Here is a 13,010-nt window from a genome sequence, read left to right on the forward strand (position 1 = left end):
CAGGCGCTAAAGGCCGAGGAGGCTCCCCGGCACGCCCGCGGAAAGCGAAGCACCTGGAGCGGAAATCAATAGGCCCCATTGCAGGCGAAAATCAATTCTAAAAATCATATTTTAATTCAAGTAAAATGAAAAATTGCCGAGAAAAATAACCTTTCTCGACAATCTGTGCCGCCAGCATGGCGGCTTTTGCTCTTGCCGTCTTCGCAGACTGTTCGGTTCAGATAATTGATGATCGTTGAAGTTTCACATGTCAACTTAGTAAACATTTCGGATATTGGCTAAACGGATCGTTGAGGATATTTTTTTTTCATCAACTAAAGAGAGCTTCTGTTCGGAAAGATTGAGGCGGGATACCCGTCCTTTAAAAGTTTTTAAAACTCCGTTTGATATATATTCAACAGTGACTTGCTCATTTTGAGTTAGTTTTTTTAAATACATGGACAAATCTCCTTTTAAGGGCATTGGATTACAATTTCTATTGTAAAGGCACCTTATTAAGAGATTGTAAAGAAGGAGTAAATATTAGATTAATATTTCGGGTTTCTACCATTTAATCCATTGCAGATGGATTCTCCGAATACATCCTAAATAAGAGAAAATATAAAATGATGCTTATTAGTGACAAGATTAGTATTATACTGAAAATACCTATAGGGGGGACCCATTTTGAAAAAAATACCGTCAATGGTGCCAAAAATTTACCTACCGTGTTCTGCAAACTATCAGCTGCCATGTATTGCCCTCGTGCATGTTCTGGAGCATAACGGCTAATAAAACTTTGAGTGACGGGGGAGCGTACAATTTCACCAAAGGTAAAGATTACCGTAACAATAAACAGAGCCCATATATTGGTGTTAAGGCCAACCATGAATGTTCCTATACCTGAAAGCAGAGATGACAAAATGAATACGTTACGCTCTTTCCAGTGCTGAAACCATTTTGTTACGGGAAGAATAAACAGAACAAACAGAAGACCATTGAATCCCACTAACCAGCCATAAATTTCTGTGCTCGACAGCGTGAGGGAAGCACCATTCCAGGCGAATAATGACTGTGCAGGGACTTGATGGATAATATAGACAGGCAAATAGATATCCAGCTGCATAATGGAGATTAAGGAAAAGATGCCTGCAAAAATATAAACCAGGAAAACTTTATCTCGAAAAATGACTCCATAGCCCTTCCACTGTTCCTTGAATACGTTGGCAATGGTACTCGTCGTTTTGTCTACTATCGCCGTAACAGGTAATGTTTCATTTACGACGAAACAAATGGCGAAAAGATATACCAGCATAACCAACGTACAGGTCCATAGTAAGGGTTGTCGGTATTGAAAAAAGAAAATAGCTCCAAGCGCAGGTCCGAGGACCGCCCCAATGTTATTAGCCGTCATAAAGGTGGCAAATACTTGGCGGAGCTGATCTGGGGGAACCGAATCTGCCACCATAGCTGAACTTGCAGGCCTATACAAAGCACCCCCTAATCCAATACCAATAAATGCCACAAAATCCACCCAAGGAGAGGTTGATCCTGCAAACAGTGCAAACATCAGCATCTGAACCAAGGTGCCTATCAACATGAGCGGTCGACGTCCGAAACGGTCAGTTAATGCCCCGCCGAGCAGACTGCTGGCCATACTGAAAACAGGGGGGAGCATCATGAGGATCCCTGCTATTTCATTTCCTAACTTCTGGCTAAAATAAACTGTTATAAACGGAAAGTACATCCAAAATAGCATGTTAAACAACGCTTCACCCATTAGTCGAACTTTTAAATTGGTACTCCAAGAAAAGATTCGCACTACATCGCCTCTTTCGTATATCTAATCCTCCGGCCGGAACAATAAAACTATAGCACATAATTTTCTAAAGATATAGACTTATAATTCAAAATTGGTTATAATAATATTATGAAAAACAAATATAGACCAGTTTAATTTAATTGTACGAACATACGTTCTTTGTGTGAAAAGACTCTTTTAGGTGGAAGAGTCTTTTTTGTAGTGTTTTTAAAGCTTGGATGGCTCCTTTATAATGGGTAGCAATCATTTTTTTTTACTAATATAATAAAAGGAATTATAGTAAAAGATGACTTCAAGACCAACGTATTAAGTTATAAAACGAGGAAAGAGAACATGAAAGTAGAAGGAGTTATCCGCGTTCATCAGGTAAAAGGGACAGAGGTATTGTTGCTCGATCAGGAGCCCATTTGTAAACTTTATACCGACTTTAATAACAAGGAAGTTGTTCTAAAAATCAATGGTGGTCCAGAGCTTTCTTATAGATTTGAAGGAGTCGCAGAGGTATTTTATTTTGAAGGAATTCAAAAGTCCCACTCAGGAATAAAGTACGTAAACGACTTTTATATCGATGATAGGGATATCATTGAACTTTTAATAAAACATTCAGGAAAGAAAATCGAACTATCAGTGTTAGAGAGGGATTACAGTGGAAATCATTGAGGTAACGTCAAAACCCCCTTATGATTCTACTCCATTAACTTTAGTGATTGGAAAATTTGATGGAGTGCATTTGGGGCATCAAGCTGTTTTACAAACAGCAAAGGAAATGAAAGGCGAAGGGGAAGCGCTTGCCGTATTAGGTTTTTCGGACCATCCCCTTTGGATCCTAAAGAAGGATCCAGAGTACCAGTCAAAGCTGACACCTGATCAAGAAAAAATGCGAATCCTCACTAGGTTTGGTGTCGACCGATATTATCGGGTTGAATTTACAGAAGAGTATGCTAGAATTACCGCCAACGAATTCGTACTGGAGCATCTCTCGAGATTAAATGTTAAACGAATTGTAGTCGGTGAGGGCTTTCATTTTGGAAAAGGCGGCGACGGCTCTGTAACTGAACTGGTTAACCTTTGCTCCAAAATAAAATCATCTGTTACCGTGGTTCCTGAAATAAAGGAGCATGGCCGAAAGATCAGCAGCACTCGGATTCGCTCACTGGTAAAAAACGGAAAAATGGAGGCGGTACAGGGCCTTCTAGGAAGGCCTTATACCATTACCGGTGAGGTTATCCATGGTGAGGCTCTTGGGAGAACTCTTGGTTTTCCGACCATCAATTTAGGCGGAACGGAGTCTTACATTGAACCTAAACCCGGTGTTTATTTAGGGACCGCGGAAATCCATCATGAAAAAGAAGGAAATGAAATCTGGAATGTCCTCATTAGTGCTGGCTACCGGCCAACTGTAAATGGGCAAGGATATCTTGTGGAAGCTTATTTAATCGACTACTCTGGTGATTTATATGGAAAAACAGCTTCCGTTTCATTTTTGCGGTATATGCGTGGGGAAATCAAATTTACTGGACTCGATGCTCTAATTGCACAGATGGAATTGGATAAGAAGGAAGCAAAAGAGCTATTGGAAATCATTAATTAGGACATATAATCAAAATCCGTGTAAAAACCTAGGGTGAACCACTATACTATACAAGAATTGCATTTAGGAGGGATAAGAATGATCCATATTGAGATGTGGACTGATTTTGCATGACCATTTTGCTATATTGGCAAAAGGCATCTGGAGGATGCCATTAAACAGGTTGATTATCCAGTAGAAGTGACATATCGCTGCTACGAATTAGATCCAACAAGCGGAACAGATATAAAAGAAACGATTTACGAATCCTTAGCGAAAAAATATGGAATGAGCATTGCCCAAGCAAAAGCGAATACCCAGCATATGGTGCAAATGGCAAAGGATGCAGGATTGGACTACCAAATGGATTCCCTTATCTTAACGAACACCTTCGATGCCCACCGATTGACGATGTTTGCGAAAAAACAAGGTTTAATGATAGAGATGACGGAACGCATACTACGTGCCCATTTCACTGAATCCAAACATATTGGAAATCGTGAAACATTGGCGGATTTAGCCGCAGAAGTCGGTTTGGAACGGGGGGCAGTTGAAAAAATGCTTGCAAGTGATGAGATGGCCGACGAGGTCCGTGCTGATGAGCTAACTGCTCAGCAATACCGAATTACCGGTGTTCCATTCTTCCTGATAAATAAAAAGTATGGGTTGACTGGAGCCCAGCCAACGGAAGTGTTTGTTCAAGCATTAAGAAAAGTCATTGCAGAAGATGAAATTGTGGTATTAAACAACGACAATGGAATGATCTGTGATGAAAATGGGTGTGAAATTCCTAAAAAGTAAATATAAAAATGGCTCAGTTCACCATACTGAGCCATTTTTACTTTAAAATTTTCTAACGACCCTTTTTAGTTTTTAATACGGGTTGAACAGGGTATTAAGCTCTTATATTATTTAGGGAGATTGAGTTGCCACGAAACTCCAAAACGGTCATTTAGCCAGCCAAACTTCTTACTGAAACCATAATCTCCTAGTGGCATAAGTGCTTGTCCACCTTCGTTCAGTTTCTGATAAAGATTGTCAAGTTCTTCTTCAGTATTACACGTAACATATAATGAGAACGAAGGTGTGAAGGAAAACTGATGCTTTACATTACTGTCAATGCACATAAATTCTTGACCTTTTAAGGTGAAAGTAGCCTGCATGACAGTCCCTTCATCCCCACTTTCATTTGCGCCATATCGAACAATATTTGTAATGGCTGAATCCTCAATTAAAGATGTGTAGAAATTCATGGCTTCTTCTGCTTTGCCATCCTGAAACATTAAAAATGGTGTGACTTTATCCATTATTAATCTACTCCTTTTAGTATCTATTTTCTAAATTATAATTCAACTAGTATTATATGATCCATTCTTTCAGTAACCTTCCACGCTATCATAAGTGTTTTTAATTTCGTTGGGAAAATATGTTAAAATGTACGAAAAGGGGGGTTCATTATGTTCTTTTCATTAATTTTAATTTTATCTTTGATTTTATTCATTTTATCCATATCTTTCGCTTTAAAAGGCAAGAAGCGTTATTATTATTTGGCAGCAATCGCCATATACATTTTCAGTCTAATTGCTTCCTGGAGCATAGGACAGATCACCGTTGGATTAACATCTATATTTTTGGCATTGGCTATAGGATATTCACTCAATTTGATAAAAACAAGGTTACAAATCACAATCTGTTCAGGAATTGGCATGCTCATCGGGCTATTCGTGGTATTTTTTATCGATGATGCATACCTGTTTTTTCCTTTACAATTATTAAGTTAAAGACAAGAACAAATTAGTCCTAGCTTTGAGAAAGAACAATCTAACCCATGAGTTGTGGTACTTGTCTCAAGTTATTAATTGCCCATTTGAAGGGCGATTTTTTTTTGGTTTTTTTGTTGTAATCCCTTTTTTAATGCCTTTTAGCCACAAACCTTCGCTAATAACGAACATTAAATTAGTTTGACATAATATTGTTCGTGTATTATACTCGTATATGTTGTCAGGTAGTTATGTAAATGCTGAAAAATAAGATTATTAACATTTTATATTAAAGGAAAAACTACTTTTGAAAAAGTTGTAAAGGGGTATATGGGAATGGAAAACGTTTTTGATTATGAGGATATTCAACTAATTCCAGCAAAATCGATTGTAAATAGTCGTACTGAGTGTGACACATCGGTTACTTTTGGCGGCCGTACTTTTAGAATGCCAGTAGTGCCTGCAAATATGCAGACCATTATAGATGAGAAGATTGCGGTTTTCTTGGCGGAAAATAATTATTTCTATATCATGCACCGTTTCCAGCCAGAAAAGCGTTTGAATTTTGTAAAAGACATGAACGCCCGTGGTTTATACAGTTCAATTAGTGTTGGAGTAAAAGAAGAAGAGTATCGGTTTATTTTACAATTAGCGGAGGAAAAGTTATCGCCTGAATATATCACCATTGATATTGCACATGGTCATTCCAATGCTGTTATAAATATGATTCAACATATCAAGAAACATCTTCCTTCTAGCTTTGTTATTGCCGGAAACGTAGGGACTCCTGAGGCTGTTAGGGAATTAGAAAATGCCGGTGCCGATGCTACCAAGGTAGGAATTGGGCCAGGAAAGGTTTGTATTACAAAAATTAAAACCGGATTTGGAACAGGCGGATGGCAATTGGCTGCGCTTAGATGGTGTGCAAAAGCAGCTAGCAAACCGATTATTGCGGATGGAGGCATTCGCACACATGGTGATATCGCCAAATCCGTTAGATTTGGAGCATCGATGGTGATGATTGGTTCGTTGTTTGCTGGGCATGAAGAATCACCTGGGGAAACTGTAGAGAAGGATGGAAAGCTATATAAAGAATATTTTGGTTCTGCATCTGAATTCCAAAAAGGGGAAAAACGGAATGTAGAAGGCAAAAAAATGTATGTGGAGTATAAAGGTTCTCTAAAAGATACCCTCACTGAAATGGAACAAGATCTTCAATCTTCTATTTCGTATGCGGGCGGAAACAAGCTGTCAGCAATACGAAACGTTGACTATGTAGTTGTAAAAAATTCGATATTTAATGGCGATAAAATCTATTAAAACCCTGATAGATAAAACGATTGTTTTGAATCATTTATAATGAGAAAGAGCTTTGGAAACCCCCAAAGCTCTTTCTCGCTCACTTATATTAAATTAGGGTAAGTTGACTACTGTTTATTATTATTACGCTGTTTTTGCTGCCCATTTTTTTGATTGTCTCCGGTAATAGTATCGACAACATTTTCGAATACTTCACCAATTTTATCCATCATTCCACCATCATGGTTATGTTCGCGATTGTTATTTCCTTGTCTATTATTTTCCATTTTGTCACCTCCGATATATAGAGTGTGTTATATTAGAAATTTAATACGGAAAAAAGCGGCACAGGGATATGCGGCTTGGTTAGAACAAAAATGCACCAACTGTATATAAACACTAAACAAATATAGGATTTATCTTTTTCGAAGAATTTTAAATCCATTATCAATCGTTTCAAATCCTATTTTTGGATAATACTCCATGGCAGTAGGAGAAGCCAGCAAGAGAAGCGTTACTTCGTCCCCAAGTTGTTCCTGTAAAAGCCGGACCAGCTTCCTCCCAATCCCACTTTTTTGATAGTCTTTATCAACCGCCAAATCCGACAAATAACAGCAATAGCTATAATCGGTAATGGCTCTGGCGACTCCAATCAGTTTCTCATCCTCCCAAGCCGTTAGGGTTAAATCCGCATGGTCAATCATGCGTTGAAGCCGAGGCAAATCCTCAGTCGGGCGCCTAATACCCGAAGCGTTAAAAACTGCTGCAAGTTGTTCAGCACTAGTGGCTGCATTCAGTTTGTATGTAATGTCAGTAGTTTTTTTCATATTTTTTTCCTCCCATTACTATGTTGTTATTGATTGTAATTTAACAAATACTCTTTCAAAAGGACCAGATTGCAATGTTTTGAGGGTACCAGAAATATTTTTTACTTTTATAATGGAATTAGGGTTTTTCTTTTAGAAAGGCTCTGTTAAATTTGGCTGTTGATTTCCACTCCAGTCGCTCAGCGAACCGCGGGCGTGCCGGGGAGCCTCTTCGGCGCTTAGCGCCTGCGGGGTCTCCCCAGCCCCGTACTCCCGCAGGAGTCGAGCGCCTTCCGCTTCAATCAACAGAGTTAAAAAATCACCGTTATCGTTTAACAGAGCCTTTAGAAAAGGTATAGGAGGAAGGAAGATGGCAAAAAAAATATCTTTGATACGTTCAGCCAATTTAGCGCAAGTAGATTATGCTTACGCAAGCCATGTACCAGCTGGAATGGATCTATTATTTTTGGCAGGAGCGTGTCCGCTCGACCAAGAAGGAAATGTACCGAGTATTGGGGATTTTGGGCATCAGGCAAAAATATGTGTAGAAAATCTAAAACAAGCTTTAAAAGAATCTGGAGCCACATTGGAAGATGTGGTGTATACAAGAGTTCTGGTAGCAACCCAGAATCAAGAGGACTTGGTTACGGCATGGGATGCCATTCGGGAAGAGTTTGGCGATCACGATGTACCAAGCACCTTATCTGGAGTAACAGTTCTTGGCTATAAACATCAATTAGTCGAACTAGAAGCAGTTGCAGCAGTGGAAAGTCAGGGCAAATAACTCTGTTCAAAACTATCTTTCAAAATAATATGGTATTTTTAAAAAATCCATTCACATAATGATCCTTCCTGCATATAGTAGCTCTTGGGTGAAAAAAATTTGGAAGGAAGTATGGAACATGACTGATAACAAACAAATTACGATAGCTAGAAAAGTTGAATCCAAAGATGGAGGGAATGGATTTAAGATTATTCAAATGAATATCTCGGATCCATCAGAGAATCTATTTGCAGTAGTGACCCCTATAAAAAAACAATAAGAAAACAGTAGAAAGACCTCTTTTTGTCCTGATACATAGACAAAATGTTTGAGAAAAAGAGGTAATCCATTTCGTAAAGGAAAGAAGGAACCGTGGCGATTACCGTCTCACGGTTTTTTTTATGCCATAAAAAGTGACTTTTACCTAAGACAATTTGTGACACAAAACCAACTTTGATAAAATTAAACATTAGAAGTAACGGTTTTTACAAGCAGGAGTGAATATAAAATGATAGATATCAGCAAAATTATCCAAGGAAAGAATTTAACTGAACTAGATATCCAACTTGTCCAATATATCATAGATAACATTGATGACGTCATCCATAAAGGAGTCCGGACAATTGCCAAAGAAAATTTCACATCACCGGCAACGGTCATTCGCCTTTCAAAGAAATTAGGGTATAGCGGCTTCGTCGATATGTACTATCAACTGCTACCTCTGGTCAAAAAACCGGAACTTCCGCAAAACGGTGTGGCAAAAGATTTTTTAGAAATCAGCCAAAAGGATCTTTTGACCCATAATTCCACCGCTGATATTGAAACGTTTATACAAAAAGTTTTGAACCTTAATCAAAGCTATATTTTTATATATGCCACCGGTTTTTCAGCGATTGCAGCGGAGTACCTTTATAAAAAGTTATTGGTGTTAGGCAGAAAAACGATTTTTGCCAGTGGGACAGATTCAATTGGTGTATTTGAAAACAATCTAGAGGATATCGGTGCCTTAGTAGTCATATCAAAATCAGGTGAAACACAGGTGGTCATTGATAAATTACTTGCGGCAAAAGAGCATCAGATCTTTACGGTGTCGTTTACAAAAGAAACAAATAATCGAATTGCTGAGATGGCCGATTTAACATTTAAAATCGTCGATCATAATAAACTTGACGACCGCAACATGCTGCCGAACAGCTTTTTTCCGAGTTTGCTTTTGATGTTTGAATTTCTCTTCAAGCATTATGTTGAATCATTGAGTTCTCAAAAAGATGATAACCAGTGAAACGTGTTTCAATGTGTGAAACACGTTTTTTATCCTTTTGAATCTATCGACTTAAAAGCGGTTACATTGTAAGCTAATCATGTCGACAAAAACGAATGCATGAGGGGGGAGAGGCAAAATGAAGACAAAGATCATGGAGGGCATGCAACGGTTTTCAAAAGCAATGTTCATTCCGGTTCTTATTTTGCCGATTGCGGGTATTTTAATTGCCCTGGGAAATTTATTTACGAATGCAAAATTATTAGAAGTAGTTCCATTTTTAAATAATCCTATCACCACTGGTTTCGGTACGATATTAACGGGATCTTTGGTTTCGATTCTCGGTAATTTAGGACTTATATTCTGTGTTGGGATAACAGTTGGTTTGGCCAATAAGGAAAAAGCGGTTGCAGGTTTTACAGCATTGTTGGGTTATCTTGTATTTGTCAATGCCATGAACAAATTTATGTCATTGAATGGGCTTCTTTTTGAAGGTGAATCCCTGCAGGGCACTGGACAAACTTTAGTTTTAGGTGTGCAAATCCTTGATATGGGTGTGTTCCTGGGACTAATACTTGGTATCATCACCGCTATGGTTCATAACAAATTTATTGATAAAGAATTCAAAGGTGCCTTTCAAATATACGGCGGGTCACGCTTCGTCTTTATCGTGCTGATTCCAGTTGTTGTGCTATTATCGGTCGCCTTAACATTCATTTGGCCATTTTTCCAAGCGGGAATTAACAAGTTAGGCACACTGATTAACCACAGTGGTAGTTTTGGAATCTTCTTATACGGAGCATTGGAACGTCTGCTGATTCCAACGGGACTGCACCACTTGATTTATACCCCGTTCTTATACACAGAACTGGGCGGTGTGGCAGAAGTTGGCGGAAAAGTGTACGAAGGCGCAAGAAATATTTACTATGCGGAAATTGCCGATCCATCGGTAAAAGTACTTTCACCAAGTGTAATATGGGATGCTCGTGGTATTTCCAAAATGTTCGGACTGCTCGGAGCATGTTTAGCAATGTACCATACGGCTAAGCCAGAAAACAAAGGGAAGGCAAAAGCCATTTTGATCCCAGCTGCGGTGACATCATTGATCGCGGGTGTTACAGAACCAATTGAATTCTCGTTCATGTTTGTTGCACCGTTATTGTTTGTGGTTCATGCTGCATTAAGTGGTTTAAGTATGGTAACGCTTCACCTTTTAGATGTTAGAGCCATTGGTCCAAACGGTATGATTGACTTCCTATTGTTTAATCTTCCGCTTGGAATTCAGAAAACACACTGGCCAATGTACATTTTAGTAGGTTTAATCTTCTTTGGTATCTATTATCTGGTGTTCCGCTTCTTGATTGTAAAATTCAATTTCAAAACAATCGGAAGAGAAGACGAAGGGCAGGAAACAAAGTTATATTCGAAGAAAGATTACAAAGAAAAGCATGGCAAAGGAAAAGCAGGTGCTGGTCAACAGGGTGAACCAGGAATTGCTGGTGTCATTGTTGATGCCCTAGGTGGAGCAAGCAATATTAATACCGTCACGAACTGTTACACAAGACTTCGACTAACTTTGGATAATCCGAACATGGTCGATGAAGATGTGTTGAAAAAACAAACAGGCGCAAGCGGTGTCGTTATAAAGGATAAAAATGTGCAAGTTATTTACGGCTTACAGGTAACAAACATTCGCAAAGCGGTGGACAGTTATTTGGGATTAAGTACAAACGAATAGGCAGAACAAGCGCCAGAAAAAACATCTTAGAAAAGACAGATTACTAGAAGGGAATGGAGAAAATGAAAAAGTTTTCAGTAGTGATTGCAGGCGGAGGAAGTACTTATACACCGGGGATTGTCATGATGTTATTGGATAATTTAGACCGTTTCCCGCTTCGAAAATTAAAATTATATGATAATGACGGCCCAAGACAAGCAGTATTAGGGGAAGCTTTAGAAATCGTGATGAAAGAAAATGCACCGGACATTGAGTATTCCTTTACGACCGACCCGGAAGAAGCTTTCACGGATGTAGACTTCTGTTTTGCGCATATCCGCAGCGGCGGCTATCCTATGCGGGAACAAGACGAAAAGATTCCATTAAAGCATGGTGTGGTCGGTCAAGAAACCTGCGGACCTGGCGGAATCGCGTATGGTATGAGAAGTATCGGCGACATGATTGAATTGATTGACATCATGGAAAAATATTCACCAAACTGCTGGATGTTAAACTATTCCAATCCTGCTGCCATTGTGGCGGAAGCTTGCCGTGTTCTTCGTCCCAATTCGAAAGTATTGAATATTTGTGACATGCCGGTAGGCACATTGCGCAGAATGTCACATATCATCGGCAAACAACCAAAGGATTTAGAGGTACGCTACTTCGGGTTAAACCACTTTGGCTGGTGGACAAGTGTCAAAGATAAAGAAGGTCATGAATATTTACCGCAAATACGTGATTATGTAGCGGAGCATGGCTATCTAACACAAAAAGAGGTAGATACCCAGCATACGGATGCAAGCTGGCAGGAGACACATAAAAAAGCGAAAGATTTGTTAGCGGTTGACCCAAGATTTCTACCAAACACGTATTTGAAATATTATTTCTATCCTGATTATGTGGTGGAGCATTCCAATCCGGATTACACACGTGCCAATGAGGTGATCGACGGAAGAGAAAAGACAGTATTTTCAACAGCAAGAACCATTATAGAAAGAGGAACCTCTGAAGGCTGTGAATTCGAAATGGGTGCCCATGCTACCTTTATCGTCGACCTGGCAACTGCCATTGCCTTTAACACGCACGAAAGAATGCTATTGATTGTTGAAAACAATGGAGCCATTGCTAACTTCGATAATGAAGCCATGGTGGAAGTGCCTTGTATTGTCGGAAGTGACGGCCCAGAGCCATTAAGCCAAGGAAAGATTCCTGAATTCCAAAGAGCGTTAATGTACCAACAAGTCACAGTCGAGAAATTAGTCGTTCAAGCCTATATTGAAGGCAGTTACCAAAAATTATGGCAGGCTTTAACGCTTTCCAAGACCGTTCCAAGTGCTAAAGTAGCAAAAGATATACTGGATGATCTCATTGAAGCTAATAAAGCTTACTGGCCTGTGTTAAAATAAAGAATGGATAGCAAGGAAAGGCGAAAACGATAAGTTACTTTTCGCCTTTTCTATTTTAGTTGGGGGGATTATCGTGTTTAAGAATTTGTTTGGAAAAAAAGAAATAACGGAGACCATTGTTTCTCCAATTACGGGAACGATTGTCAAAATTGAAGATGTTCCAGATCAGGTATTTAGCGAGAAAATGATTGGAGACGGGCTTGCCATTCAACCTTCGGAGGGAGTAGTAGTGGCTCCAATCGACGGGGAGGTTGTACAGATTTTTCCAACCAATCATGCCGTCGGAATCCGCAGCAAAAATGGTTTAGAAGTTTTAATCCATATCGGCATGGATACGGTGGCCATGAATGGGGAAGGCTTCGAAGGGCACGTCGCCCAAGGCGATAAAGTAAAAGCAGGCGATAAGCTTGTTACCTTTAACTTGGATCTAGTCAAGGAAAAAGCGGAAAGCACCATATCGCCGGTGGTAATTACCAATTTTGATATGGTAGATTCCTTAACAAAAAGTGACGACGGCTCTGTCATTCGTGGAGAGTCTGTTTTACTCCAAGCAAAAATAAAATAGGGTTTTGTTTATAAAAAATGCTCAGACATATTCGTCTGAGCATTCAGATTGTAGACAAA

Annotated in this window: 16 protein-coding genes; 11 read left to right on the plus strand and 5 right to left on the minus strand. The window is 39.3% G+C overall.

Going from position 1 to position 13,010, the window contains the following annotated elements; genetic code table 11:
• Positions 1–255: 255 nt before the first annotated feature.
• Both BN2425_RS20000 and BN2425_RS20005 read right to left on the minus strand, forming a co-directional pair.
• Positions 256–438, minus strand: a complete 183-nt coding sequence (locus tag BN2425_RS20000) for a YolD-like family protein (protein WP_042463258.1) — start codon at positions 436–438, stop codon at positions 256–258.
• A 112-nt stretch (positions 439–550) separates the two neighbouring features.
• The gene (locus BN2425_RS20005; protein ID WP_195891972.1) at positions 551–1,801 is read right to left on the minus strand and encodes an MDR family MFS transporter; all 1,251 of its coding nucleotides are present in this window, start codon (positions 1,799–1,801) and stop codon (positions 551–553) included.
• Positions 1,802–2,134: 333 nt separating this feature from the next.
• Here BN2425_RS20005 and BN2425_RS20010 point away from each other — a divergent pair, with 333 nt between their 5' ends.
• From BN2425_RS20010 to BN2425_RS20020, 3 genes are all read left to right on the plus strand, one after another.
• Positions 2,135–2,461 carry a hypothetical protein gene (locus BN2425_RS20010; RefSeq protein WP_042463261.1) on the plus strand — a complete coding sequence of 109 codons (327 nt, stop codon included), beginning with the start codon at positions 2,135–2,137 and terminating at the stop codon, positions 2,459–2,461.
• A complete protein-coding gene (locus tag BN2425_RS20015; protein WP_042463264.1) occupies positions 2,448–3,392 on the plus strand; it encodes a bifunctional riboflavin kinase/FAD synthetase in 945 nt (314 codons plus the stop codon). The genes BN2425_RS20010 and BN2425_RS20015 overlap by 14 nt, the downstream gene beginning before the upstream one ends.
• A 126-nt stretch (positions 3,393–3,518) precedes the next feature.
• On the plus strand, positions 3,519–4,172 hold the full coding sequence (locus BN2425_RS20020; protein WP_074433105.1) for a DsbA family oxidoreductase: 654 nt from the start codon (positions 3,519–3,521) through the stop codon (positions 4,170–4,172).
• A gap of 107 nt (positions 4,173–4,279) precedes the next feature.
• Here the strand turns inward: BN2425_RS20020 and BN2425_RS20025 are convergent, their stop codons facing one another.
• The gene (locus BN2425_RS20025; RefSeq protein ID WP_042463268.1) at positions 4,280–4,678 is read right to left on the minus strand and encodes a VOC family protein; all 399 of its coding nucleotides are present in this window, start codon (positions 4,676–4,678) and stop codon (positions 4,280–4,282) included.
• A gap of 150 nt (positions 4,679–4,828) precedes the next feature.
• Here BN2425_RS20025 and BN2425_RS20030 point away from each other — a divergent pair, with 150 nt between their 5' ends.
• Positions 4,829–5,152 (plus strand): hypothetical protein, encoded by a 324-nt coding sequence (locus BN2425_RS20030; protein ID WP_042463270.1) that lies wholly within the window; start codon positions 4,829–4,831, stop codon positions 5,150–5,152.
• Between the two features lie 315 nt (positions 5,153–5,467).
• Positions 5,468–6,451, plus strand: coding sequence for a GMP reductase (gene guaC / locus BN2425_RS20035; RefSeq protein ID WP_042463273.1), 984 nt, complete (start codon positions 5,468–5,470; stop codon positions 6,449–6,451).
• Between the two features lie 107 nt (positions 6,452–6,558).
• On the opposite strand, the gene BN2425_RS22650 is transcribed toward guaC, so the two are convergent.
• Both BN2425_RS22650 and BN2425_RS20040 read right to left on the minus strand, forming a co-directional pair.
• Positions 6,559–6,717, minus strand: a complete 159-nt coding sequence (locus BN2425_RS22650; RefSeq protein ID WP_154663568.1) for a hypothetical protein — start codon at positions 6,715–6,717, stop codon at positions 6,559–6,561.
• A gap of 129 nt (positions 6,718–6,846) precedes the next feature.
• Positions 6,847–7,257, minus strand: a complete 411-nt coding sequence (locus tag BN2425_RS20040) for a GNAT family N-acetyltransferase (RefSeq protein ID WP_042463275.1) — start codon at positions 7,255–7,257, stop codon at positions 6,847–6,849.
• Between the two features lie 349 nt (positions 7,258–7,606).
• Between BN2425_RS20040 and BN2425_RS20045 the strand changes: the two genes are divergently transcribed.
• The 6 genes from BN2425_RS20045 (at position 7,607) to BN2425_RS20065 (ending at position 12,951) form a co-directional block, all read left to right on the plus strand.
• Positions 7,607–8,020 (plus strand): RidA family protein, encoded by a 414-nt coding sequence (locus BN2425_RS20045; RefSeq protein ID WP_042463278.1) that lies wholly within the window; start codon positions 7,607–7,609, stop codon positions 8,018–8,020.
• A gap of 118 nt (positions 8,021–8,138) precedes the next feature.
• Positions 8,139–8,279, plus strand: coding sequence for a hypothetical protein (locus BN2425_RS22655; RefSeq protein WP_154663569.1), 141 nt, complete (start codon positions 8,139–8,141; stop codon positions 8,277–8,279).
• Positions 8,280–8,507: 228 nt separating this feature from the next.
• On the plus strand, positions 8,508–9,281 hold the full coding sequence (locus BN2425_RS20050) for a MurR/RpiR family transcriptional regulator (protein WP_081798148.1): 774 nt from the start codon (positions 8,508–8,510) through the stop codon (positions 9,279–9,281).
• A gap of 118 nt (positions 9,282–9,399) precedes the next feature.
• Complete coding sequence (locus tag BN2425_RS20055; protein ID WP_042463280.1) at positions 9,400–10,998, plus strand: PTS transporter subunit EIIC; 1,599 nt, start codon at positions 9,400–9,402, stop codon at positions 10,996–10,998.
• Between the two features lie 62 nt (positions 10,999–11,060).
• A complete protein-coding gene (locus BN2425_RS20060; protein ID WP_042463282.1) occupies positions 11,061–12,386 on the plus strand; it encodes a 6-phospho-alpha-glucosidase in 1,326 nt (441 codons plus the stop codon).
• Between the two features lie 73 nt (positions 12,387–12,459).
• Positions 12,460–12,951 (plus strand): PTS sugar transporter subunit IIA, encoded by a 492-nt coding sequence (locus tag BN2425_RS20065; RefSeq protein ID WP_042463284.1) that lies wholly within the window; start codon positions 12,460–12,462, stop codon positions 12,949–12,951.
• The last annotated feature ends 59 nt before the right edge of the window (positions 12,952–13,010 follow it).

It is taken from the genome of Neobacillus dielmonensis, from assembly GCF_000612665.1.
GTDB classification, from domain to species: Bacteria; Bacillota; Bacilli; order Bacillales; family Cytobacillaceae; genus Neobacillus; species Neobacillus dielmonensis.